Below are 23,223 nucleotides of genomic sequence, written 5' to 3' on the forward strand. Positions count from 1 at the left end.
CGCCGTATCAATACGGCGGCTTTTTTTTGTCTGAAGCACATTGGCTATTGAGAAGCCCCGTTAATTACGGCATAAACTGGGTAACCTTTATGACAGCGATGGATTTGAGCAATGAAATTTATTGGGAAACTCTTATTATCAATACTTTTGATAGTGCTATTGATAATTATCCTGATCTACGTGTTGCTGCAAACCACCTGGGGCGCCGGCTGGGTTAGCCGGTTAGTCACCCAGCATACCGGCTACCAATTATCGTTTAATAAGATCACCCACAACTGGTCCGATCCGGGCGACATTTATTTCGACAACATCTCTTTCGGGCAAAAAGAACGCCGGGCTACGCTTGTGGCCAAACGGCTGGTGGCCGGATTCAGCATCCGCCAATTCACCGATCCCTATCACTTCTACCGCATCCAGCTGCAGGACGGCACCCTAAACCTGGACCCCGCCTCGCTGGCATTCCCGCTGCAGGCGGATGTGCTGCAGCTCAATGGCATGGCCATCCAGTCCCCTTACGGCGGCTGGGAGCTGAACGGTCAAAACGTCAATGCCGGCATCACTCCCTGGCAACCGCAGACCGGCTTTCCCTTGGGGCGTAACGCCCGTTTCCAGATCAGCGCCCGTTCCCTCACCCTTAACGGCATCCCGGCGGAAAACGTCCTGGTGCAGGGCGAAATCAATAATAACCAGCTGCGGCTGGATAATCTGGGCGCCGATTTATCCCAGGGGGAATTAACCGGCAATGCGCGGCGGGACGAAGACGGCGCCTGGCAGGTGGATAACCTGCGCCTGAGCAATGTACGCATGCAGACCACGCAAAGCCTGGATGAGTTTCTGCGCCAGCTATCGGAGGTGCCTAAAATCACCATCCATCGCTTCGATTTGATTGATGCGCGTATGGAAGGCAAGAACTGGGCCTTTAGCGATCTGGATTTAACCCTGCGCAATATTACCTTTCAGGATGGCGACTGGTCGTCGGATGACGGTAGCCTGTCGTTTAACGCCAGCGACCTGATTAACGGCGCCGTGCATTTAAACGATCCCATAGCCAATATGACCCTGTCGCCGCAGGGCATCGAAATACGCCAGTTCAGCGGGCGCTGGCAGGGGGGACTGATGCGCACCTCGGGTCGCTGGCTGCGGGACGGCCAGCGTCTGGAATTGGACGAATTCATGGTGGCTGGGCTGGAATATACCTTGCCCGGGCAATGGCTGGACAGTTGGCTGCAACCCCTGCCCTCGTGGCTGGCCGACGTGCAGGTGAACAAATTTACCGCCAACCGCAATCTGCTGATAGATATTAATCCCGCGTTTCCATTTCAAATCACCGCGCTGGACGGCTATGGCAAAAACCTGGTATTGGCGCGGGATCATCAATGGGGCATCTGGTCCGGCAGCCTGACCCTTAACGGCAGCGACGCCACCTTTAATAAAATCGATGTCCGGCGCCCGTCGCTGGCGTTAACCGCCGACCAGGGCAGGATCGCCGTCACCGAACTGAGCGCCTTTGCCGGCGAGGGGCTGTTTGAGGCCACGGCGGTGATCAACCAGCAGGGCGAACGGGGATTTACCCTGAATCTTAACGGACGGGCGGTGCCGTTAAACATACTGCAGCGCTGGGGCTGGCCCGTGGCGCCCTTGCCGGGCAACGGCAATACGCAGCTCACGCTGGCCGGGAAAATGCCCGCCAACGCGCCGTTTAAACCCACCCTGAACGGCAGGCTGCATGCGCTGAACGTACAGGGCCAAACGGTGGATCAAACCATGGTCAACGGAGAACTGGCGCCGGCAGCGCCGTAAACGGCATGACTTGTCCCTCATGCCCACTTTTTGCCCATATTAGCCGGCCTGGGAGCCGCCGCGCTCCAGCGGCTTGTCCGGCGCTGGCGGCAATACCAGGTAAACGCCTTTGAATATGGCGCCTTTATCTTCATTGCCGAACAACTCGACCTCAAGCTGTACCCGCGCCTTGCGTCCGCGCGCCAGGCGATCGAGATCGCCGCTCAGCGAACCCAGATCCGCCACGGCGCAGGGCCGGCCGGTCACCGGGGTGAGATAGCGGATATGGGCATCGGCCAGGATAATGGTGCCGCCCAATTGGCGCTCACGCAGCAATAGCCATATCAGCCCCCAGCCGGTCAGGGTCGCCAGCGAAAACAGGCTGCCGGCAAACAGGGTATGGTGGGGATTCTGGTTACCGGTTTCAGGCATGGTGGTCATAAACTTCTGGCCGGTGTACTGGCTGATGCGCACGCCCATCTTTTCGCTGAGCGGAATATGCTGGTACCAGGCCTGCTGCAATTGGCCGCACCAGTCCGGCCGGTGCAAAATATCATCCAGGGTCACGATGGGCTTGATCATTAAAAAATGGCGTATCGGCGTGGTGGACGGCACCGTGATTTCGCCCTGGTTGATAAACCCCAGCTTGGCGAAGAAGTCCACCGCGTCCTCGCGCGCGCTGCAGACCACCCGTTTGACCCCTTCCTGGCGCGCCACGGACTCCAGCGTCATGGCCACCAGCGTGCCCAGGCCTTTATCCTGTACCTGAGGGTCGACCGCCAGGAACCGGATGGAGGCTTCATTGTCGGCATTGATGTACAGCCGGCCGATGGCCACCGGCTTGCCGTTTTCGTCGACCACCATCTGGTGATGCGCCGTCGCGTCATAGGCGTCCCTTTCGGAGCCTTGCGGCTGATGCAACGGCTTGCGTAGCATTTCCCAGCGGAACTGATAGTAGTCGCTGAGTTCTTGTTCGGTGTGTGGAACGCGCAGGTGATACATGCCATGTTCTCTCTATAAAGGGCTTTAACGTCTTATACCTGAAGCCAGAAGGTCACCGGGCCGTCATTCACCAGCGAGACCTGCATATCAGCGCCGAAGCGGCCGGTCTCGGTCCTGATATCCTTCTTACGGCAGCAGTCGTTAAAATACTCATACAGTTCTTCGGCCAGGGCGGGCGGCGCGGCGTGCGAAAAGCCGGGGCGCAGCCCCTTATCGGTTTGCGCCGCCAGCGTGAACTGGGAAACTACCAGCACGTCGCCGCCGGCCTGGCGGACATTAAGATTCATTTTACCCTGCCCGTCGCCGAAGATGCGGTAGGCCAAAACGCGCTCGCATAACGTTGCCGCCTTTTGCCTGTCGTCATCCCGTTCGACGCCGAGCAGGATCAGCAAACCGGGGCCGATGGCGCCCACGCTTAAGCCCCCGATGGCGACATCCGCGCGCAACACCCGTTGTATCAAGGCAATCATCGCGATAACCGCTCCTCTTGCCGCAACCGCCGGTGCTCCGTCAGCGAGGCGGTGATCTCCGCCCCCAGTAATACAATACACCAGCTCCAATAGACCCAAAGAAATAAGATGGGTATCACCGCCAGCACGCCGTAAATCAGCTGATACGATGGGAACATGGTGACATATAAGCCGAAGGCCTTTTTACCCAGTTCGAACAGCGCGCCCGCCACCACCGCGCCGATCAGGGCATCCCGGCCGGGAACGCGCACCGTGGGCACGACGCAATACAATAACCAGAATGAGGCGCAGGAAAGCACCAACGGGAATATCCGCAGCACCAGGGTGACGAATGTCGTGGTGCCGGTATTGTTAAGCCAGGTCAGGGAGATTAAATATGAGCTTATCACCATACTGGCGCCGGTCAGTATCGGCCCCAGCGTCAACACCATCCAGTAAACCGCGAAAGAGAAAATGATCGGCCGCTTGTTTTTGCTGCGCCAGATGGTGTTCAGCACCGTATCGACCGAATAAATCAGCAACAGCGCGGTCACGATAAGCCCGCAGGTTCCCACCGCCGTCATCTGGCTGGTATTAAGGATAAACTGCTCGAGATAGCGCTGGATAACGTCGCCGGTGGCCGGCATGAAGTTATGGAAGATAAACGACTTCAGCTGGACGCTGGCGCCGGAAAAGACCGGAAAAGCGGCGATAAGCGCAAATACGACGGTAACCAGCGGCACCAGCGAAAGCAGGGATACATAGGCCAGATGGCCGGCCAGCACCGTCATCCCGTCATGGTCGATACGTTTATATAACAGGGAACAGAACGAGAAAAAACGGATAAATTTTTTCCGATAAGCAGCTCTCATCGCCACAGCCTCCCCGATGAATACGCCACTTACGCAAAATAAGCGGGTATTACGCCCGGATCCGTTACATGAACCGACTGTAAGCCAATGCTTTGCGCGCCCTTGATATTCTCGGCGTTATCATCGAAGAAAACCGCGTCCTGGGCGCTTACCCCTTCCTGCTCGAGCACGGCGCGATAAATCGCCGGGTCGGGTTTGCGCATGCCCAGGTCCTGCGATAAATAGAGCTTATCCACGCACTGCTGGATCTCGGGATACTGGCTCGGCCAATAGTCGCAGTGCAAACGGTTGGTATTGGACAATATCACTACCCGGTGGCCCTGTTCGCGCAGGCGATGGATGATGTCGATAACCTCGGGACGCACGCCGACGAACACCGCCTGCCAGCCGGCGGTAAACTGCTCAAAACTCAGGGCGATGCCCAATTCATTGCAGATCAGGGCGGCAAACGCCTCATCGGTAATATCGCCCCTTTCGTGCTGCTCGAAAGCATCGCCCATGACGAACTGTTTCTTCAGACGGGCCAGGGGCACACCGCTGAGATTACTCCATACACCCAAAACGCGGTTAAAATCGATATCTATCACGACATTACCTAAATCAAAGATATAAAGCATGGCTCCCTCCCGATCTTTACTCATGTTCCCACTGTAGCGGGAAAAGGGCCAACTGAACAGCCATGAACACGCATTCGGATGCTTTCGCCGGCCGGCCGTTGACCTCAGCCATGCTGATTCGGTTGTGCCGCGTCCTGAAGGCTAACCGGCCAGTCCGGTCTCCACGCTGAATTCCCGCGTCGCGCCCGGCTCCAGCGCAATCAGTGTGCCGGCCCGGCTGGCGGCGATATGGCCTTCGGGACGGCAGGTGGCCGGCAGGATAAACGCCGCCACTTTTTGATCGCCGTTATGGAGTATCCAGCGCGTGGCATGGTTAAACTGCGCCGTATCGAAACGGGTGACAAAGCGCGGCCCCGTCCCCGGCGCCTGCATAACACATTCCACCCGATCGGTATAGGTTGCCAGGTTGTCGGCAAAAAAGACAATTTCCGGATCGTAGAACTGCGGTTGGTCCAGCGCCTTAAGCGCCGACGGATCGCGGGCCAGCCCGGCGGTATATTCCAGCCATTGCGGCGTGGGGTGCACATGGCCTGGAATCGAGGTACGCAGCGCAAACGCCGCGGCAGGAATATTCTGGCTGAAGGTCGCCAGGGGAACATAGGCGTAGTTCATATGGCACATATACTGGAGCGGCATCGGCACGCTGGCCAGATTGGTGACCCGCATGGCGATGGTCATCAGTGTCGCGCCGGCGCCCAGCCTGACCGAGGGCGACGCCAGGTAATGATCACCAAAGCCTTTAACATATTCATAGCCGCCGCCCAGGGTTACGCTGTCGCCATCCACCAGCAGGAAAGCGCTATCCATACGTGCGCAGGGCATTTCGCCATGCAGGGGATGGGTATCTTCCGGCGCCGGGCAGCCGTTGCTCAGCAGGCCGGAGTGGAACGCAAAGCAGCCATAGGTATCCACCACCGACTCGCCCCATTTGGGTTCGCTAAAGGGGTTCTCCATGCGCAGGCTATGGCCGTCGAACTGCGCGTCCCATACCATTTGCCCGTAAAAGGGCAGCAGGGTGATAAACCCCCGGCTATTGCGCAGGGTCACGGCTTCGATACCCGAAGGATAGGTAAATAACGTGACGCTAAGTTCACCATTCTCCACCAGACGAAACGGCTGTCCGGTGAATTGCTGGCGCGTAAGATGAATAACAGCGGCCATAATATCGACTCCTTGCTTAAAGTTGGTTATCCATCATCGATTCCGCGGTCGCGATTCGCGGTTGTTTATTGCGCAGTTCGCCCCAGAAATAGTAACCGACATAGGCAAAGCACAATAATGACACGCCGAACGCCTGTTTCATCGACCCGAGATGATCGGAGACATACCCCTGGATTGCCGGCACCACGGCGGCGCCGACGATGGCCATAACGATCACCGCGCCGGCCACTTCGGTATATTTATTATCCACCGTATCGAGCGTGCCGGCATAAATGGTGGCCCAGCAGGGTCCGAACAGTACGCTGACAAATACCGCGGCATAGACGGCGGTGAAGTTCGGCACCAGCACCACATAGGCCAACGTCGCCACGCCCAGGATAGAATAGGCGATAAGGACTTTTTGCGGGGTAAAGCGCGTCATCAGGAAATTGGCGACAAATTTACCGATAAAAAAACAAATAAAGCTGTAAATCATAAAGTTGGACGCGTCACGCTCATTTACCGCCCCCAGGTTCAGCGCCAAACGGATGGTAAACGACCATACGGCCACCTGCATGCCCACATAGAGAAACTGCGCCGCGATGCCCTTGCGAAAGCGCGCATTGCCGGCAAGATAACGCAGCGTTTCGCCCATGCCGGGCGCGGCGCGGCGGTTTTGCTTATCGGGCTGCGGTTTGCAGTGGGGATACCGGGTGAGCATAAACAGCACCATCACCACCACCAGCACCATAATCAGGTATTTATAGGGTTCCAGGGTCAGTTCCAGCATATTGAGACGGAACTGATGCACCTGCTCCGGCGTCATGGCGGCCATTTGGCTGCTTAAACTGCCGCCTTCCTGAAACACCAGGTATTTCCCCAGCACAATACCCATCAGCGCGCCGATGGGATAAAACGTCTGGCTGATGTTCAGCCGCAGGGTCGCGTAATCGCGATGACCGATCATCGAGCTGTAGGTATTGGCCGCGGTCTCAAGAAAGCTTAAGCCGATGGCGATGGCAAAAATGGCCGCCAGGAACATGGTATAGGTGGCCATATGGGAGGCGGGATAGAACAGTACGCAGCCGATGATATACAGCGACAGGCCGATCATAATGGCCATTTTGTAGCTGCTTTTGCGGATAACCATCGACGCCGGGATGGCAATCAGGAAATAACCGCCGTAAAAGGCGCTTTGCACCAGGGCGCTGGCAAAATCGCTCAATGCGAACACCGTTTTGAACTGGGTGATCAGGATATCGTTAAGGCTGGCGGCGCAGCCCCATAGCGGAAACAGGCAGGACAGCAGGATAAATTGAAACAACGGTGTTTTGTTTAAATAGCCGTCAGGCATTTGTACCGTATTGTGGCGCATGATGTTATTCCTGATGAAGGGTGGCAAGGAAATCATGGAACTGGGAAGCCTCGGCATAGGAACGCTGGGTGCCTTTACCCCGGACGCTGTAGGCGGCATAGGCGGACGCGTAGCGCATGGCCTGTTTGATATCGCCGCGCGCGACAAAATAATGCGCAAAACAGCCGATAAACGCATCGCCGGCGCCGCTGGTATCCACGGCGTCGACCGGTACCGGATCGACCCGGTACACCTCGTTGCCGCTTAGCCACATCGAGCCGCGATGCCCCATGGTAATAATCAGGTTCTTCAATCCTTTGGCCAGCAGCGAACGGCCGGCCAGCAGGATATGCTCCTCGCTGTCCACCGGCATGCCGGTCAGAATTTCCAGCTCTGTCTCGTTAGGCATAAAAAAGTCGCACCGGCAGGCATACGCGATATCCAGTTCCCGGGTGGCGGGCGCCGGATTAAGGATTACGGGAACCTGATGCCGGGCGGCAAAATCAATGGCGTGATAGACGGTGGCGAGCGGAATTTCCAGCTGCAGGATAATCAGCCGGCAGCCCTTGAGCTGTTCCGCCGCCCGATCGATGTCCTGCGCGCCGAGGTGATCGTTGGCGCCTTTGATAATCAGGATGCGATTATGTGAATCTGGATCGACAAAAATCGGCGCTACGCCGCTGGATACGCCCGCCACCGTTTCCACATAGCGGGTATCGACCCCATGGCGCACCAGGTTGTTAACGGTATTGTCCGCAAAGAGATCCTCGCCGACTTTACTGATCATCATCACCTCCGCCCCCAGCTTGGCGGCGGCTACCGCCTGATTGGCGCCCTTGCCGCCGCAGCCGATTTCAAAACCGGGGGCTTCCAGCGTTTCCCCGGTTTTAGGCATCTCTTTGATATAGGTGATTAAATCCACCATGTTGGAACCGATAACTGCGATATCCATAATTATTAGCCCTCATATTTTTAACCTTATTCAATGTTATTTTATTAACACTAACAAGACAAAAATGTTAGTAACATGACAATGATCACATCGTTTAATGAAAATTAAATTGCCACATGCCTATTGTAAGAGGCTTCTGTAATGTTATTATTCTCACATTATTATCGTGATAATACACATAAAGGACATTAACATGACTTCCCCTGAAATCGATTTTGCCCCTTACATCGACCATACCCTGCTGGCGCAGGATGCCACCGAAGCGCAGATCACCACGTTATGCGGCGAGGCTAAACAGTGCGGATTTTATGCGGTCTGCGTCAATTCCGGGTATGTGCCGCTTGCCGCGCGCTTGCTGCGCGACAGCCCGGTAAAAGTCTGCTCGGTGATCGGTTTTCCGTTGGGCGCCGGCCTGACCGCCGCCAAGGCGTTCGAGGCGCAGGCGGCGATTGCGGCGGGTGCGCAGGAAATAGATATGGTGATTAACGTCGGTTGGCTCAAAAGCGGCAATATTGACGCGGTAACCGCCGATATCCGCGCGGTCCGCGAGGTTTGCGCGGCTATTCCGTTGAAGGTAATATTGGAAACCTGTTTGTTGAGTTCACCACAAATTGTCGCGGTTTGCCGGATATGCCGCGAACTGAAGGTGGCGTTTGTGAAAACATCCACCGGCTTCAGCACCGGCGGCGCAAAAGAAGAACATGTCAGGCTGATGCGCGAAACCGTCGGCGAGGGTATGGGCGTAAAGGCCTCCGGCGCCGTACGCGATCGCCAGACCGCCACCGCCATGATCCTGGCCGGCGCCACCCGAATCGGCACCAGTTCAGGTGTCGCGATCGTATCGGGCAAGGCGTCCGCCAGCGACTATTAATTTCTGAGAACCCGGCGGAAATCGGGTCTGATAACGCAGGATGTCATATGGAAACGCGGCGCGAAGAAAGGATTAATAAACTGATACTCGCCCTGAAGCGGGAAGATAAGCTTCATTTGAAAGATGCCGCCGTCCTGCTGGGCGTCTCGGAGATGACCATCCGCCGCGATCTCAGCGCCGAACCCGCGCAGGTCGTACTGCTGGGCGGTTACGTGGTTAACGATCCGCGCAATAATAACGTTACCCACTATTTTGTTTCGGATCAAAAAGCTAAGCACGTTGAGGAAAAAACCCTTACCGGCCGCCTGGCGGCGGCGCTGATCGAGCCGGACGACACGGTTTTTTTCGACTGCGGCACCACCACCCCGTTTATCATCGATGCGATTGACGATGACCTGGCGTTTACCGCCGTCTGCTATTCCCTGAATACTTTCCTGGCGTTACAGGATCATCCTAATTGCAAAGTTATTTTATGCGGCGGCGAGTTCCACCCCGCCAACTGCATCTTTACGCCGCTGACCCAATATTCCATCCTGGATAATATCCGCCCCGATAAAGCGTTTATCTCCGCGGCGGGTATTGATATCGGTTTCGGCGCCACCTGCTTTAATTTTGACGAACTCACCATGAAGCATCGCGCGTTGTCCATGTCGCAGCAGGCGATCCTGGTGGCCGATCACAGTAAATTCGACAACATCAAACCCGCCTTTATCGGTGCTTTATCCTTGTTTCATACCCTGATAACCGACCAATCGCCGCCGCCGAAATTTCATGAGTATTGCCAACAGCATGACATCAGGCTGCTTTATCGCCGGGAATAGCTGAACGACGGGCAAAAAAATGCCGGGCTGCTTACGCAGACCGGCATTGTTACGTTATCGCCGCCTGGGCCGACGGGTTTAAGCTTCTTTACCCGAACGGTTAGCGCGTTTACGGTCATTTTCGGTCAAATGACGTTTACGTAAACGCACGGACAGCGGAGTCACTTCCACCAGTTCATCATCATCGATAAACTCCAGGGCCTGTTCCAGCGACATCTTGATCGGGGTCACCAGCGTCGTGGCCTCATCGGTGCCGGAAGCACGCATGTTGGTCAGTTTTTTACCTGTCAGGCAGTTTACCGTCAGGTCGTTGGAACGGGTGTGGATGCCGATAATCTGGCCTTCATACACTTCCGCGCCGTGGCCCAGGAACAAACGGCCGCGATCCTGCAGGCTGTACAAGGCGTAGGCTACCGCTTTGCCCTGGCCGTTGGAAATCATCACGCCGTTCTGGCGTTGGCCGATTTCACCCGGACGGACATCGTCATAATGGCTGAACGACGAATACAGCAGGCCGGTGCCGGACGTCATGGTTAAAAAGTCGGTACGAAAACCAATCAAGCCGCGGCTGGGGATGATGTAATCAAGACGGATGCGTCCTTTGCCATCCGGCAGCATATCGCGCATTTCACCTTTACGGATGCCCATGGCTTCCATAACCGGGCCCTGGTTCTGTTCTTCGATATCCAGGGTAACCTGTTCGAACGGCTCTTGTTTCTTGCCGTCGACGGTACGATAGATAACTTTCGGGCGCGATACGGCGATTTCAAAACCTTCACGCCGCATGTTTTCGATCAGCACCGACAAATGCAGCTCGCCGCGGCCCGAGACCAGGAAGGTATCCGGATCGACGGTTTCTTCCACGCGCAGGGCCACGTTGTGCACCAGCTCTTTGTTCAGGCGCTCAAGGATCTGGCGGGAGGTGACGTATTTGCCTTCCTTGCCGCAGAACGGCGAGGTGTTGACGCCGAACGACATGGAAACGGTAGGTTCGTCCACCGTCAGCGGCGGCAACGCTTCGACCAGGGCCTGATCGCAAATGGTATCGGAGATATTCAGCTCGCCAAGGCCGGTAACGGCGATGATATCACCCGCTTCCGCCAGCTTGGACTCGATGCGCAGCAGGCCCATATGGCCCAGCACCTGGCCCACTTTGCCGTTGCGACGCTTACCTTCATGGTCGATGATGGTAACAGACTGGTTCGGTTTAACCGAGCCGCGTTTGATGCGGCCGATACCGATGACGCCAACATAGCTGTTGTAGTCAAGCTGCGAAATCTGCATCTGGAACGCGCCGTCGCTGTCGACGTTCGGCGCTTCGACGTTCTTGACGATGGATTCAAACAGCGGGGTCATGTCGCTGGCCATGTTCTCGTGCTCATAGCCCGCAACACCGTTTAACGCGGAGGCATATATGATCGGAAAATCCAGTTGCTCATCGGTTGCGCCGAGGTTGACAAATAAATCAAACACCTGGTCCACTACCCAATCAGGGCGGGCGCCGGGACGGTCGACTTTATTGATGACCACAATGGGTTTGAGACCATAGGCAAAGGCTTTCTGGGTCACGAACCGGGTTTGCGGCATGGGTCCGTCCATGGCGTCGACCAGCAGCAATACCGAGTCAACCATGGACATCACGCGCTCAACCTCGCCGCCGAAATCGGCATGTCCGGGGGTATCAACGATGTTGATACGGTAGTCGTGCCAGTTAATAGCGGTATTTTTAGCGAGGATGGTAATCCCGCGCTCTTTCTCCAAATCGTTGGAGTCCATGACGCGCTCGGTGGCGTCGTTGCGGTCACCCAATGTTCCGGATTGTTGCAACAGCTTATCGACCAGGGTAGTTTTACCATGGTCGACGTGCGCGATGATGGCGATGTTACGCAAATTTTCGATCACAACTTTGCCTCAGGCATTAGAAATAGCGCGTTATTGTACACGTAATAAGCGAGGGACTAAACAAGATCGCGACGATCTCTGCATTTGCGTCATTTTTGACGCTTCGTCATCCCTTTCTCAGTGCATTATTTCACCTCGCCCCATTTATTGCACCAAAATAGTGCCCACTTACTGCCCAAATGCACTAATATAGCGCTATCCCACCAATCTGGTGCAGGCGGACTTTGGTTAATAAGGCCGGAAACGCGGCCCTTCTCATCATTTTGGCAATGTTGGCACACTTTTAGCTACTGTTTATACCAGTCCAGTTTAGCCTAGCCCAGCTAAGTTAAATAAAATTCGATCCATACGATTTCGTTCCACGACGACAATGGCACATCCGGGAGAATACAAGTTATGTCCGCTGAACACGTTTTGACGATGCTTAACGAGCACGAAGTAAAATTCGTCGACCTGCGTTTCACTGATACGAAAGGTAAAGAACAGCACGTCACTATACCAGCCCATCAGGTAGATGCCGACTTCTTTGAAGATGGAAAAATGTTTGACGGCTCCTCCATTGGCGGCTGGAAAGGCATTAACGAGTCCGACATGGTGCTGATGCCCGATGCCAGCACGGCGATGCTCGACCCCTTCTATGAAGAAACCACCCTGATTATCCGTTGCGACATCCTTGAGCCTGCCACCATGCAAGGCTACGATCGCGACCCGCGTTCCATCGCCAAACGCGCCGAAGAGTTTCTGAAAACCTCCGGCATTGCCGATACCGTGCTGTTTGGGCCGGAACCTGAATTTTTCCTGTTTGACGATATCCGCTTTGGTTCGTCCATTTCCGGTTCCCATGTCGCTATTGACGACGTTGAAGCCGCATGGAATACCGATAAAGTTTACGAAGGCGGCAATAAAGGCCATCGTCCCGGCATCAAAGGCGGTTATTTCCCGGTTCCCCCGGTGGATTCATCACAGGATCTGCGTTCCGCCATGTGTTTGACCCTGGAAGAAATGGGCCTGGTGGTTGAAGCTCATCACCATGAAGTCGCCACCGCCGGCCAGAACGAAATCGCCACCCGCTTCAACAGCCTGACGAAAAAAGCCGACGAGATCCAAATTTATAAATATGTCGTGCATAACGTTGCCCATGCCTTCGGCAAAACGGCGACCTTTATGCCGAAACCGATGTTCGGCGATAACGGCTCGGGCATGCACTGCCATATGTCGTTGACCAAAGACGGCAATAACCTGTTCTCCGGCGACAAGTACGGCGGCCTGTCCGAAACCGCCTTGTTCTACATTGGCGGCGTCATCAAACATGCCAAGGCCATCAACGCCCTGACCAACCCGACCACCAACTCCTACAAGCGTCTGGTCCCGGGATATGAAGCGCCGGTTATGCTGGCCTACTCCGCCCGCAACCGCTCAGCCTCCATCCGTATCCCGGTGGTCGCCAGCCCGAAAGCCCGTCGTATCGAAGTGCGCTTCCCGGACCCGGCCGCCAACCCATACCTGGCGTTTGCCGCCCTGCTGATGGCCGGTCTGGACGGGGTTATCAACAAAATCCATCCTGGCGATGCCATGGACAAAAACCTCTACGATCTGCCGCCGGAAGAAGCGAAAGAAATCCCACAGGTGGCCGGTTCGCTGGAAGAAGCCCTTAAGGCGCTGGACGCGGATCGCGAGTTCCTGACCCGTGGCGGTGTTTTCACCGACGACTCCATCGACGCCTATATCACTTTACGCACGGAAGAAGTAGACCGTATTCGCATGACGCCGCATCCGGTGGAATTCGAGCTGTATTACAGCGTATAACTTGACGTTTTTTTGTTGCCGTGGAAACTTTCAGCCCATCTTCGGATGGGCTTTTTTCTCCAGCAAAGCTTGCGCGCAGCCATGCGCATGACGACATAACGGACTAAATGCACTGGTAGAGTGCGGGAGACTGCTTTATGGCTACAGGCTCATTGCCCGATGCTGGGCAGATCCTTAATTCCCTGATCAACAGCATATTGCTGCTGGATAATGACCTTGCCGTTCATTACGCCAATCCGGCGGCGCAACAACTTTTAGCGCAAAGCTCGCGCAAGCTTTTTGGCACGCCGTTGCCTGAGCTGCTGGGCTATTTTTCGCTCAACGTCGAACTGATGCGCGAAAGCCTTAACGCCGGCCAGGGGTTTACCGATAACGAGGTCACGTTGGTGGTTGACGGGCGGGCGCATATCCTTTCCCTTACCGTGCAACGCCTGCCCGAGGATTTTTTCCTGATGGAGCTGGCGCCGATGGATAATCAGCGCCGCCTCAGCCAGGAACAGATTCAGCATGCCCAGCAGGTGGCGGCACGGGATCTGGTGCGCGGCCTGGCCCATGAAATCAAAAACCCGCTGGGCGGTCTGCGCGGCGCGGCGCAACTGCTGGCCAAAGCATTGCCCGATCCCTCGCTGCTGGAATACACCAAGGTGATCATTGAACAGGCCGACCGCCTGCGCAACCTGGTCGACCGATTGCTCGGGCCGCAGCAGCCCGGCATGCACGTTACGCAAAGCATTCACCAGGTGGCCGAGCGGGTTTTCCAACTGGTCTCGCTGGAAAAGCCGGATAACGTCACTCTCCTGCGGGATTACGATCCCAGCCTGCCTGAACTGGCTCACGATCCCGATCAAATGGAACAGGTATTGCTGAATATTACCCGTAATTCGCTGCAGGCGCTGGGTGAAGACGGTGGCACGATCACGATACGCACCCGTACCGCGTTCCAGTTAACGTTGCACGGCGTTCGTTATCGTTTGGTAGCGCGAATTGATATAGAAGACGACGGCCCGGGCGTACCGGCGCAATTACAGGATACGCTGTTCTACCCCATGGTCAGCGGCCGTGAGGGCGGGACCGGTTTAGGGTTATCCATTGCCCGCAGTCTTATCGATCAAAATTCGGGTAAAATTGAATTCAACAGTTGGCCGGGGCATACCGAATTTTCGGTGTTCCTGCCTATTCGCCAGTGAGGTCACTATGCAACGAGGGATAGTCTGGATCGTCGACGACGATAGCTCCATCCGCTGGGTGCTTGAACGCGCCCTCACTGGAGCCGGACTGACTTGCGCCACTTTTGAAGGCGGCAATGAAGTGCTGGAAGCGCTCTCCACCCAAACTCCGGACGTATTGTTATCAGATATCCGCATGCCAGGCATGGACGGCCTGGCATTACTTAAACAGATTAAACAGCGCCATCCGATGCTGCCGGTCATCATCATGACCGCACACTCCGATTTGGACGCCGCGGTCAGCGCTTACCAGCAGGGCGCGTTTGATTACCTGCCCAAGCCGTTCGATATCGATGAGGCGGTGGCGCTGGTTGAGCGCGCGGTCAGCCACTATCTGGAACAGCAGCAGCCGGCGCGCGCGCAGCCGCCTAATGGCCCGACTACCGATATCATTGGCGAGGCGCCGGCCATGCAGGACGTCTTCCGCATTATCGGACGCCTGTCCCGCTCCTCCATCAGCGTCTTGATTAACGGTGAATCCGGTACCGGTAAGGAACTGGTTGCCCATGCCCTGCACCGCCATAGCCCGCGCGCCAAGGCATCGTTCATCGCGCTGAATATGGCGGCAATCCCGAAGGATTTGATTGAATCGGAACTGTTCGGCCATGAGAAAGGCGCCTTTACCGGCGCCAATCAGGTACGCCAGGGACGTTTTGAGCAAGCGGACGGCGGTACCCTGTTCCTGGACGAAATCGGCGATATGCCGCTGGATGTCCAGACCCGCCTGCTGCGCGTATTGGCGGACGGCCAGTTTTACCGGGTCGGCGGTTATGCGCCGGTCAAAGTCGACGTCAGGATTATCGCCGCCACCCATCAGAATCTGGAGGTACGGGTGCAAGAGGGCAAATTCCGCGAGGATTTGTTCCATCGCCTGAACGTTATCCGGGTGCATTTACCGCCGCTGCGGGAACGGCGGGAGGATATTCCCCGCCTGGCGCGCTATTTCCTGCAGGTGGCGGCCAAGGAGCTGGGCGTTGAACCGAAAAACCTGCATCCGGAAACCGAAACCGCGCTGACCCGCCTGCCATGGCAAGGCAATGTCCGTCAGTTGGAAAATACCTGCCGCTGGCTAACCGTCATGGCCGCCGGCCAGGAAGTGTTGATCCAGGATCTGCCGCCGGAATTATTTGAAAGCACGGCACCGGACGCCACGGTTCAATCATTGCCGGACAGTTGGGCCACCCTGCTGGCGCAATGGGCGGACCGCGCCCTGCGTTCCGGTCACCAGAACCTGCTTTCCGAAGCCCAGCCGGAGATGGAAAGAACCCTGCTGACCACCGCCCTGCGCCACACCCAAGGTCATAAACAGGAAGCGGCCAGGCTGCTGGGCTGGGGCCGCAATACCCTGACGCGTAAGCTAAAAGAGCTGGGCATGGAATAAAAGTCCAGGTTTTATAACCTGGCGGAATAGCGGCGTAGAAAAAAGCAAAATAACGTGCAAAACGGCGTTATTTTGCCCTTTACATCCCGATTGCAGACAGTATGATCTTGTCGCTGACCGGGAGGAAGACCATGTTAGATTCATTAATCAATTTGCTGTCCCAGGGCGCGGATATGACCGCCGCGGTGGGCCATGCACCGCAAACCGCGCTGGCCGCCATCCTTTGCGCCGCGCTGCTTAACTTTTTCAGCTGATCAAATCACCCGCGAGAACTGGTGCTGGCGCGATTTAGTGCGCAGGTAAGCGTCAAAGCACATGCAAATGTTGCGGATCAGCAGGCGACCTTTGGCCGTGACCGTAATCGCTCGGTCGGCCACAGCCACCAGCCCGTCGCGCTCCAGGGGCCGCAGCAGGGCGATGTCATCGGCGAAATACTCGTTAAAAACGATGCCATAGCGGCTTTCCAGCACATTAAAATCGATATAAAACTGACAAATCAACGCCTTGATCACATCACGCCGCAGACAGTCGTCTTCCGACAGCGCCACGCCGCGCCATAAGCCGTTGCCCTGGCGCGCAACGCTTGCCACGTAGCTTTTCATCTCTTTCTGGTTCTGCGCATAACTATCCCCGATCATACTTATCGCCGAGATACCCAGCCCCAACAAATCACAGTCGCCCTGGGTGGTATAGCCCTGGAAATTGCGATGCAGCTTGCCGGCGCGCTGCGCCAGGGCTAATTCGTCGTCGGGGCGCGCAAAGTGATCCATGCCGATAAACTGGTAGCCCGCGTCGCATAGCGCAGCAATGGAATACTGTAAAATGTCCATTTTCTGCGCGGCATCGGGTAAATCAGCGGTGTTGATTTTTCGCTGGGCGGCAAACAGCGCCGGCATATGCGCATAATTGAATACGCTCAGGCGCTGGGGGTTAAGCGCTATCACCCGTTCCAGGGTGTGCCGGAAGCTTGCCAGCGTTTGGCGCGGCAACCCGTAAATCAGGTCGATATTGGTGGAAAGGAAACCCAGCGCCTTGGCGCGGCCGATCAGGTCGAAAATCAGCTGCTCGTCCTGCTCACGGTTAACCAGCCGCTGGACCTCAGGGTTAAAATCCTGCACACCCATGCTGATGCGGTTAAACCCTTCGCCATGCAGATGATCCATCATGTCCAGCGCGATATCGCGCGGGTCGATTTCAATGGACATTTCCGCGCCGGGGGCAAAGCGGAATTGCGCGCGCACCACCGCCACCAGGCGCGATATTTGCGCCGGCGACAAAAAGGTAGGCGTGCCGCCGCCCCAGTGCATCTGGGTAACCAGCCGGTCCTGGAACAACGGCGCCCGGCGCCGGATTTCCTGCTCGAGCACATCCAGGTAACGATCGACTTTTTCCGGCTGGCGGGTCACGATTTTATTACAGCCGCAGAAGTAACAGATCTTATGGCAAAAAGGCAGATGCAGATACAGCGACAGCGGCCGGGCGGGATAGCGCGCCACCGCCTGGAGGAAAGCCGGCTCGCCATACCCTTCGCTAAACTCCAGGGCAGTGGGGTAGGACGTGTAGCGCGGCCCGGATTGGTTATATTTTTGAATGAGGGCCGAATCCCATTCTATCGCTGGCACTGACATGGCTGCTTACTCCTTACCAAATTTACGCCGTCCCCGCCGTTTTACGGGCGCGGCCGGTTTTCGCCTGGCGACCCGGGCCAAACGTAACCGTTCTTTACGTCGCGAGAGCCGCCATAGTTTACTCAATAACCACACTAAATAACATGTCAACGGCGTCGCGATCAGCAGCAGCAGCGGGTTCAAAGATTAAAAGGAATCTTTCTGGCCGCGCTTGAGCAATTGCAGCATATCTTCATTTTTGGCGTCGTCGTCTTCATCATCTTCGATCTCAATGCCCAGTTGGGTCATCAGCTCATCGATGCGATCCAGCGTCTTATCCACATAGGCCTGTTCGGGCGCCGACAGTTCTTTGCCTTGCTCCAAACGTTGCAATAATTCATCCAGGCGTTCGTCGTTTTCCAGATTCTCCAGCTCCACTTCCGGCAGGATAGCGGTGGTGACGGGAATAACGATGTCCGGCGCCACCGGTTTTTTTACCGTGGGGCCGTCGGCGAGAAGCGGCACGGGTTTTTTGCTGCCGATGCGGCGATCGGGGGCGTGCGCCTGAGTATTACGGCTCCCGCTTTTATTACCTTCCTGCGCCCGCGAGCCGGAAGCCAGGCCGCGCCGTTTTTTCTGACGCTGGCGGGCGCGCCCTTCGGTATTCAACTCTTCGCGGCTTTTGCGCTTGTTCTTGGCGACGACGGGTTTACCGCGCCCGCCTTTTGCTGATGGATTCATGTTGTCTGCTCTGTCGTAAGTGTCATTAAGTATGGAATTGCGGCGAAATCTATCAGAAACCCTGCCAATAAAAAAGGTGGCAGTTAATCTGCCACCATAAAGTAAAGGTGCTTCGCGAGAAAAACAGTCCCCACGGCAATGAACCTGACGGTCCACATCCTGTGTATCGGGTCGTCGCTGCGATGATGTTTTATTCTACGCTATACGAAGCGGATTGGTTAGGGTGTATTCCCTTACGCGCTCATCCTGAGCAGAATTCATCCCTGGGAAAGGTAGGAAAAGGGCTTTGTGCCGGGCTAAAGCGGAGCACTGGGCCAAGTATGGCGCTTTGCGCGCTGCAAAGTGCCACTTTCAGGCGCTCCATGCCTTGTCTGCTAATGTAGCCTAATGAGCTTTACCCGCAATACGCTCCGCGCGCGCCAACGGGCTCTTGTTAACGCGATGATTATTTAACGTTATGATTTATAATTAATTAATTCTAATTTAAACGAGAATGCTTAGTGAGTAGCGAGCCGATCTCTTACAAAGACAAAATGCCGATTACTCACGTGAACCGGCCTGGTTGTTCACATCGGGCCATAACAATGGCGGCGGCGCGGTTGCGGATAAAGATAAAAACCGCTTTTTAGCGTTTACCCCGTATAATTGGCGGCAATAAGTCATCCCGAGGGAGAGGAAAATTTGATCACCTCATACAACTACCATATGACGCATTTTGTCATGAGCGCTCCCGATATCCGCCATTTGCCCGCGGATACCGGCATCGAAGTCGCGTTTGCCGGGCGCTCCAACGCCGGCAAGTCCAGCGCCCTGAATACCCTGACCAATCAAAAAAGCCTGGCCAGGACCAGTAAAACGCCCGGACGCACACAGCTCATCAATCTGTTCGAGGTCGAGCCGGAAATACGCCTGGTGGATCTGCCGGGCTATGGCTACGCCGAAGTGCCTGAAGAAATGAAACGTAAGTGGCAGCGCGCCCTGGGCGAATACCTGCAAAAACGTCATAGTTTAAAAGGGTTGGTGGTACTGATGGATATCCGCCATCCGATGAAAGACCTGGATCAGCAAATGGTGCAGTGGGCCGTTGGGGTGGATATCCCGGTCCTGGTGCTGCTGACCAAATCCGATAAACTGGCTTCCGGCGCGTGCAAAGCCCAGTTGAACCTGGTGCGGGAAGCCGCGGCGGCTTTTGAGGGAGATATACAGGTGGAAGCGTTTTCGTCGCTGAAAAAAACCGGCGTCGACAAGCTGCGCCTTAAGCTGGACACCTGGTTCAGTGAAACCCCGCCGGCGACGGATGAAGAACCGCCGTATACGGAATAACCCGCGGCGCCGGTATGGCGCACAATAAAAAACGCCCCAGCCAATAATGACTGGGGCGGCTAATATTTAGCCAAATCCGATTACGTGAAGTAAAAGGTCTGAAAGATAGAACATCTTACCTCTGTACCCTACATCTGTAACTTTACATCAAATTATCGCTGTGCAAAAGAATTTTTTGTAGTTTAATTTCACTTTTTTGGTGTTCCCAGCGCCATAATCCCAGCCCAAATCACCTTTTTATGTAGCTTAATTACGAAAAATGCTTAGTGTATCGCCACTTAGTGCGCTTGATCCCAATTTTCCCCCATACCCACATCGACCCGCAACGGCACATCCAGGGCGAAACAGCCTTCCATCAGGGATTTGATGCGCGGCGTGGCCGACTCCACGGCGTCACGCCGCACCTCGAACACCAGTTCATCGTGGACCTGCATAATCATGCGCACCTCCGGCCGGTCTTTTTGCAGCCAGGCGTCAATGGCGATCATCGCGCGTTTGATGATATCGGCGGCGGTGCCCTGCATGGGGGCGTTTATCGCCGCGCGCTCGGCGGCTTTTTTGCGCGTCCCGTTACGGGAATGGATATCGGGCAGATACAGCCGGCGGCCGTCGAGGGTGGAAACATAGCCCTGTTCCTCTGCCTGCCTGCGGGTACGCTCCATATATTCCAGCACGCCCGGATACCGCTCGAAGTAAAGGTTCATATAACGCTGCGCCTCCGCGCGGCCAACCGAAAGCTGGCGCGCCAGACCAAACGCGCTCATGCCGTAAATCAGGCCGAAGTTAATCGCCTTGGCGCTGCGGCGCTGCTCATTAGACACCTTCTCAAGCGCCAGGCCGAAGACTTCGGCGGCGGTGGCCCGATGTATATCCTTGCCCTCGGCGAAGGCCTTGAGCAGGCCCTGGTCGCGCGAGAGATGCGCCATGATGCGCAGTTCGATTTGCGAATAGTCCGCCGCCACGATAACGGCATCTTTCGGCGCGATAAATGCCTGCCTGATCCGCCGTCCTTCCTCATTGCGCACCGGGATATTTTGCAGGTTCGGATCGGTTGAGGACAGCCGGCCGGTGGCGGTAACCGCCTGCTGATAAGACGTATGCACGCGTTTTGAGTGCGGGTTAATCATCAGCGGCAATTTATCGGTATAGGTCGATTTCAGCTTGGCCAGGCCGCGATATTCGAGGAGAAGCTTCGGCAGCGGGTAATCCAGCGCCAGCTCCGCCAGCACCTCCTCGTTGGTCGACGGCGCGCCGCCCGGCGTTTTTTTCAAGATCGGCAGTTTCTGCTTATCATATAAAATCGCCTGCAACTGCTTGGTGGAGGAGAGATTAAAGGCTTCCCCCGCCAGTTCATGCGCCTCGGTTTCCAGCTCGCCCAACCGTTTCGTCAGCTCAACCGAATGTGCAGCCAGGATCTTCTCGTCGATCAATACCCCGGTACGCTCAATGCGCGACAGCACCGGCACCAGCGGCATTTCGATTTCCTCGAAGACCTTTTTCAGGCCGTCCTCGCGCTCAATCTGCGGCCAGAGTTTTTCATGCAGCCGCAGCGTCACGTCCACATCCTCAGCGGCATAGGGGCCCGCCTGCTCCAGAGCGATTTGATTGAAGGTCAGCTGGTTTTTGCCTTTGCCGGCAATGTCTTCAAAGGTCACAGTGGTGTGTTTCAGGAAACGATCGGCCATGCTATCCATATCATGACGGCCCGACACGCTGTTAAGCACATAGGATTCAAGCATGGTGTCAAAGGCGATGCCGGCCAGTTCGATATCATAACGTTGCAACACGCCGCGATCGAATTTCAGGTTCTGGCCGATTTTGCGAATGGCCGGGTCTTCAAGCACCGGTTTCAGCAGCCTGAGCACGTCGTCGCGATTTAGCTGGTCCGGCGCGTCGAGATAATCGTGGCCCACCGGCAAATAAGCGGCGTCGCCGGGGACAATGGCGAAAGAAAGCCCGATCAGGTTGGCGCTCAGGGTATCCAGACTGTCGGTTTCGGTATCGAAGGTGAACTGCCCCGCCTGTTTTATCCGCTCTATCCAGCTGTTGAGGTCCGCCAGCGCGTAGATGACCTGGTAACCCTCCTGGGAAAGCTGCACCGCCTCCTCAACATCCTCATCGGCCTGGGCCGGCGGGGCATTAAACGGGGTGCGCGCGACGGGGGCCGAGCTGATGCGGCCTTGCAGCCATTTGCCCGCTTCCAAATCCGCCAGCCAGCGTTTGAATTCGTATTTCTTGAACAGCAGCAGCAATGCCGCCGCGTCGGGTTCGGTCACGATGAGCTTATCGAAAGGCAAATCAAGCGGCACATCGGTCTTAATCGTCGCCAATTGATAAGATAAATACGCCAGCTCTTTATTTTGTTCCAGCTTTGGCGCCAACGTCTTGGCGCCGCGAAATGGCAACCCGCCCACGCTTGCCAGGTCGCTGTAAATATTATCCAGGCTACCCAGTCCCTGCAGCAGCGCCTGGGCGGTTTTCTCGCCTACGCCCGGCACACCCGGAATGTTATCCGAACTGTCGCCCATTAACGCCAGGTAATCAATGATCAGTTCCGGTGGAACACCGAATTTTTCCCGCACTTCCTCCGGCCCGAGAATGGTGTTGGACATAGTATTGATAAGCGTAATCGTCGGCGATACCAGCTGCGCCATATCTTTATCGCCGGTGCTGATCAGAACTTCGCGGCCGGTACGCGCCGCCTCGAGCGCCAGCGTGCCAATCACATCGTCCGCCTCGACGCCGGATACCGCCAGCAAGGGTAATCCCATCGCCTTGACCATGCTGTGCAGCGGCTCGATTTGGCTGCGCAAATCATCCGGCATCGAGGGGCGGTGAGCTTTGTAGTGTTCGAACAATTCGTCGCGAAAAGTTTTACCCTTGGCGTCGAACACCACCGCCACATGACTGGGCTTATACTGCGTGAGCAGGCTTTTCAGCATATTCAACACGCCGTACATGGCGCCGGTCGGTTCTCCCGCGCTATTGGTTAACGGCGGAAAGGCGTGGTAGGCACGATAGAGATAGGAGGAACCATCAACCAGGATTAACGGATTGTCTGCAATATGAGCCATAGCGTAATTCGATCTTTTTAGTCAGCCATCATAGGGGGTAGCATGCCACAGCTGGCCGCCTGAGACGAATGTTTGCGTAGCAAAAGGACGATAAAAAAACTGGCGATTGGACTTGATCCGCGCGATCGTGCTGTGGATAACTTTGTGAGTAAAAAAAACCGCTAATATGTTTATATCTTTAATAACGTTGAGATTTACAAAAAAACCTTTCTTTATCAGTGCGTTATGGGTATTTTTTCACTAATCCCATATTTATCAGTAGCATTTCGCGTTTGTGGATATAACCCGCCGCTTAAAGTCCTGCAT

At 55.8% G+C, this 23,223-nt stretch carries 19 protein-coding genes; 8 read left to right on the plus strand and 11 right to left on the minus strand.

Features of this window, described 5'->3' with window-relative positions; translation table 11 throughout:
* Positions 1-111 precede the first annotated feature (111 nt).
* A complete protein-coding gene (locus ACL2XG_RS15885) occupies positions 112-1,800 on the plus strand; it encodes an AsmA family protein (RefSeq protein ID WP_410012809.1) in 1,689 nt (562 codons plus the stop codon).
* Between the two features lie 39 nt (positions 1,801-1,839).
* Here ACL2XG_RS15885 and fabY read toward each other — a convergent pair whose 3' ends face one another.
* The 7 genes from fabY to rbsK form a co-directional block, all read right to left on the minus strand.
* The gene (fabY, locus tag ACL2XG_RS15890) at positions 1,840-2,781 is read right to left on the minus strand and encodes a fatty acid biosynthesis protein FabY (RefSeq protein ID WP_410012810.1); all 942 of its coding nucleotides are present in this window, start codon (positions 2,779-2,781) and stop codon (positions 1,840-1,842) included.
* A gap of 32 nt (positions 2,782-2,813) precedes the next feature.
* Positions 2,814-3,251, minus strand: a complete 438-nt coding sequence (gene dtd / locus ACL2XG_RS15895) for a D-aminoacyl-tRNA deacylase (RefSeq protein ID WP_410012811.1) — start codon at positions 3,249-3,251, stop codon at positions 2,814-2,816.
* Positions 3,248-4,102, minus strand: coding sequence for a virulence factor BrkB family protein (locus tag ACL2XG_RS15900; RefSeq protein WP_410012812.1), 855 nt, complete (start codon positions 4,100-4,102; stop codon positions 3,248-3,250). The genes dtd and ACL2XG_RS15900 overlap by 4 nt, the downstream gene beginning before the upstream one ends.
* Positions 4,103-4,131: 29 nt before the next feature.
* Positions 4,132-4,719, minus strand: a complete 588-nt coding sequence (gene yihX, locus ACL2XG_RS15905) for a glucose-1-phosphatase (RefSeq protein ID WP_410012813.1) — start codon at positions 4,717-4,719, stop codon at positions 4,132-4,134.
* A 141-nt stretch (positions 4,720-4,860) separates the two neighbouring features.
* Complete coding sequence (locus tag ACL2XG_RS15910; RefSeq protein WP_410012814.1) at positions 4,861-5,880, minus strand: aldose 1-epimerase family protein; 1,020 nt, start codon at positions 5,878-5,880, stop codon at positions 4,861-4,863.
* A gap of 16 nt (positions 5,881-5,896) precedes the next feature.
* A complete protein-coding gene (fucP, locus tag ACL2XG_RS15915; protein WP_410012815.1) occupies positions 5,897-7,234 on the minus strand; it encodes an L-fucose:H+ symporter permease in 1,338 nt (445 codons plus the stop codon).
* 4 nt (positions 7,235-7,238) lie between these two features.
* A complete protein-coding gene (gene rbsK / locus ACL2XG_RS15920) occupies positions 7,239-8,165 on the minus strand; it encodes a ribokinase (RefSeq protein WP_410012816.1) in 927 nt (308 codons plus the stop codon).
* 193 nt (positions 8,166-8,358) lie between these two features.
* On the opposite strand from rbsK, the gene deoC reads away from it, so the two are divergent.
* Both deoC and deoR read left to right on the plus strand, forming a co-directional pair.
* Positions 8,359-9,036: a deoxyribose-phosphate aldolase gene (gene deoC / locus ACL2XG_RS15925; protein ID WP_410012817.1), complete on the plus strand. Its 678-nt coding sequence runs from the start codon at positions 8,359-8,361 to the stop codon at positions 9,034-9,036.
* Positions 9,037-9,083: 47 nt separating this feature from the next.
* Positions 9,084-9,857: a DNA-binding transcriptional repressor DeoR gene (gene deoR / locus ACL2XG_RS15930; RefSeq protein WP_410012818.1), complete on the plus strand. Its 774-nt coding sequence runs from the start codon at positions 9,084-9,086 to the stop codon at positions 9,855-9,857.
* A 78-nt stretch (positions 9,858-9,935) separates the two neighbouring features.
* Here the strand turns inward: deoR and typA are convergent, their stop codons facing one another.
* Positions 9,936-11,759: a translational GTPase TypA gene (gene typA, locus ACL2XG_RS15935; protein ID WP_410012819.1), complete on the minus strand. Its 1,824-nt coding sequence runs from the start codon at positions 11,757-11,759 to the stop codon at positions 9,936-9,938.
* A gap of 396 nt (positions 11,760-12,155) precedes the next feature.
* Here typA and glnA point away from each other — a divergent pair, with 396 nt between their 5' ends.
* The 4 genes from glnA (at position 12,156) to ACL2XG_RS15955 (ending at position 16,426) form a co-directional block, all read left to right on the plus strand.
* A complete protein-coding gene (gene glnA, locus ACL2XG_RS15940) occupies positions 12,156-13,565 on the plus strand; it encodes a glutamate--ammonia ligase (RefSeq protein ID WP_410012820.1) in 1,410 nt (469 codons plus the stop codon).
* A gap of 137 nt (positions 13,566-13,702) precedes the next feature.
* A complete protein-coding gene (gene glnL, locus ACL2XG_RS15945; RefSeq protein WP_410012821.1) occupies positions 13,703-14,752 on the plus strand; it encodes a nitrogen regulation protein NR(II) in 1,050 nt (349 codons plus the stop codon).
* Positions 14,753-14,759: 7 nt separating this feature from the next.
* Positions 14,760-16,172 carry a nitrogen regulation protein NR(I) gene (glnG, locus tag ACL2XG_RS15950; protein ID WP_410012822.1) on the plus strand — a complete coding sequence of 471 codons (1,413 nt, stop codon included), beginning with the start codon at positions 14,760-14,762 and terminating at the stop codon, positions 16,170-16,172.
* A 131-nt stretch (positions 16,173-16,303) separates the two neighbouring features.
* Positions 16,304-16,426, plus strand: coding sequence for a YshB family small membrane protein (locus tag ACL2XG_RS15955; RefSeq protein WP_410012823.1), 123 nt, complete (start codon positions 16,304-16,306; stop codon positions 16,424-16,426).
* On the opposite strand, the gene hemN is transcribed toward ACL2XG_RS15955, so the two are convergent.
* Positions 16,427-17,800, minus strand: a complete 1,374-nt coding sequence (gene hemN, locus ACL2XG_RS15960; protein WP_413721768.1) for an oxygen-independent coproporphyrinogen III oxidase — start codon at positions 17,798-17,800, stop codon at positions 16,427-16,429.
* Positions 17,801-17,986: 186 nt separating this feature from the next.
* Positions 17,987-18,520: a Der GTPase-activating protein YihI gene (yihI, locus tag ACL2XG_RS15965; RefSeq protein WP_410012825.1), complete on the minus strand. Its 534-nt coding sequence runs from the start codon at positions 18,518-18,520 to the stop codon at positions 17,987-17,989.
* A 705-nt stretch (positions 18,521-19,225) separates the two neighbouring features.
* Here yihI and yihA point away from each other — a divergent pair.
* The gene (gene yihA / locus ACL2XG_RS15970) at positions 19,226-19,843 is read left to right on the plus strand and encodes a ribosome biogenesis GTP-binding protein YihA/YsxC (protein WP_410016668.1); all 618 of its coding nucleotides are present in this window, start codon (positions 19,226-19,228) and stop codon (positions 19,841-19,843) included.
* A 278-nt stretch (positions 19,844-20,121) separates the two neighbouring features.
* On the opposite strand, the gene polA is transcribed toward yihA, so the two are convergent.
* Entirely contained in the window at positions 20,122-22,917 is a 2,796-nt protein-coding gene (gene polA, locus ACL2XG_RS15975) for a DNA polymerase I (RefSeq protein ID WP_410012826.1), read from the minus strand.
* Positions 22,918-23,223 lie beyond the last annotated feature (306 nt).

Origin of the sequence: Sodalis sp. RH24 (assembly GCF_047324145.1) — a bacterium.
Taxonomy (GTDB): Bacteria; Pseudomonadota; Gammaproteobacteria; order Enterobacterales; family Enterobacteriaceae; genus Acerihabitans.

Excerpts from the sequence above, each read along its gene's own strand:
- deoC (WP_410012817.1), top strand. The coding sequence starts at position 8,359 with ATGACTTCCCCTGAAATCGATTTTGCCCCTTACATCGACCATACCCTG.
- deoR (WP_410012818.1), top strand. The coding sequence starts at position 9,084 with ATGGAAACGCGGCGCGAAGAAAGGATTAATAAACTGATACTCGCCCTG.
- yihI (WP_410012825.1), bottom strand. The coding sequence starts at position 18,520 with ATGAATCCATCAGCAAAAGGCGGGCGCGGTAAACCCGTCGTCGCCAAG.
- yihX (WP_410012813.1), bottom strand. The coding sequence starts at position 4,719 with ATGCTTTATATCTTTGATTTAGGTAATGTCGTGATAGATATCGATTTT.
- ACL2XG_RS15910 (WP_410012814.1), bottom strand. The coding sequence starts at position 5,880 with ATGGCCGCTGTTATTCATCTTACGCGCCAGCAATTCACCGGACAGCCG.
- fucP (WP_410012815.1), bottom strand. The coding sequence starts at position 7,234 with ATGCGCCACAATACGGTACAAATGCCTGACGGCTATTTAAACAAAACA.
- ACL2XG_RS15900 (WP_410012812.1), bottom strand. The coding sequence starts at position 4,102 with ATGAGAGCTGCTTATCGGAAAAAATTTATCCGTTTTTTCTCGTTCTGT.
- rbsK (WP_410012816.1), bottom strand. The coding sequence starts at position 8,165 with ATGGATATCGCAGTTATCGGTTCCAACATGGTGGATTTAATCACCTAT.
- glnA (WP_410012820.1), top strand. The coding sequence starts at position 12,156 with ATGTCCGCTGAACACGTTTTGACGATGCTTAACGAGCACGAAGTAAAA.
- ACL2XG_RS15955 (WP_410012823.1), top strand. The coding sequence starts at position 16,304 with ATGTTAGATTCATTAATCAATTTGCTGTCCCAGGGCGCGGATATGACC.
- ACL2XG_RS15885 (WP_410012809.1), top strand. The coding sequence starts at position 112 with ATGAAATTTATTGGGAAACTCTTATTATCAATACTTTTGATAGTGCTA.
- glnG (WP_410012822.1), top strand. The coding sequence starts at position 14,760 with ATGCAACGAGGGATAGTCTGGATCGTCGACGACGATAGCTCCATCCGC.
- glnL (WP_410012821.1), top strand. The coding sequence starts at position 13,703 with ATGGCTACAGGCTCATTGCCCGATGCTGGGCAGATCCTTAATTCCCTG.
- polA (WP_410012826.1), bottom strand. The coding sequence starts at position 22,917 with ATGGCTCATATTGCAGACAATCCGTTAATCCTGGTTGATGGTTCCTCC.
- yihA (WP_410016668.1), top strand. The coding sequence starts at position 19,226 with ATGACGCATTTTGTCATGAGCGCTCCCGATATCCGCCATTTGCCCGCG.
- hemN (WP_413721768.1), bottom strand. The coding sequence starts at position 17,800 with ATGTCAGTGCCAGCGATAGAATGGGATTCGGCCCTCATTCAAAAATAT.
- dtd (WP_410012811.1), bottom strand. The coding sequence starts at position 3,251 with ATGATTGCCTTGATACAACGGGTGTTGCGCGCGGATGTCGCCATCGGG.
- fabY (WP_410012810.1), bottom strand. The coding sequence starts at position 2,781 with ATGTATCACCTGCGCGTTCCACACACCGAACAAGAACTCAGCGACTAC.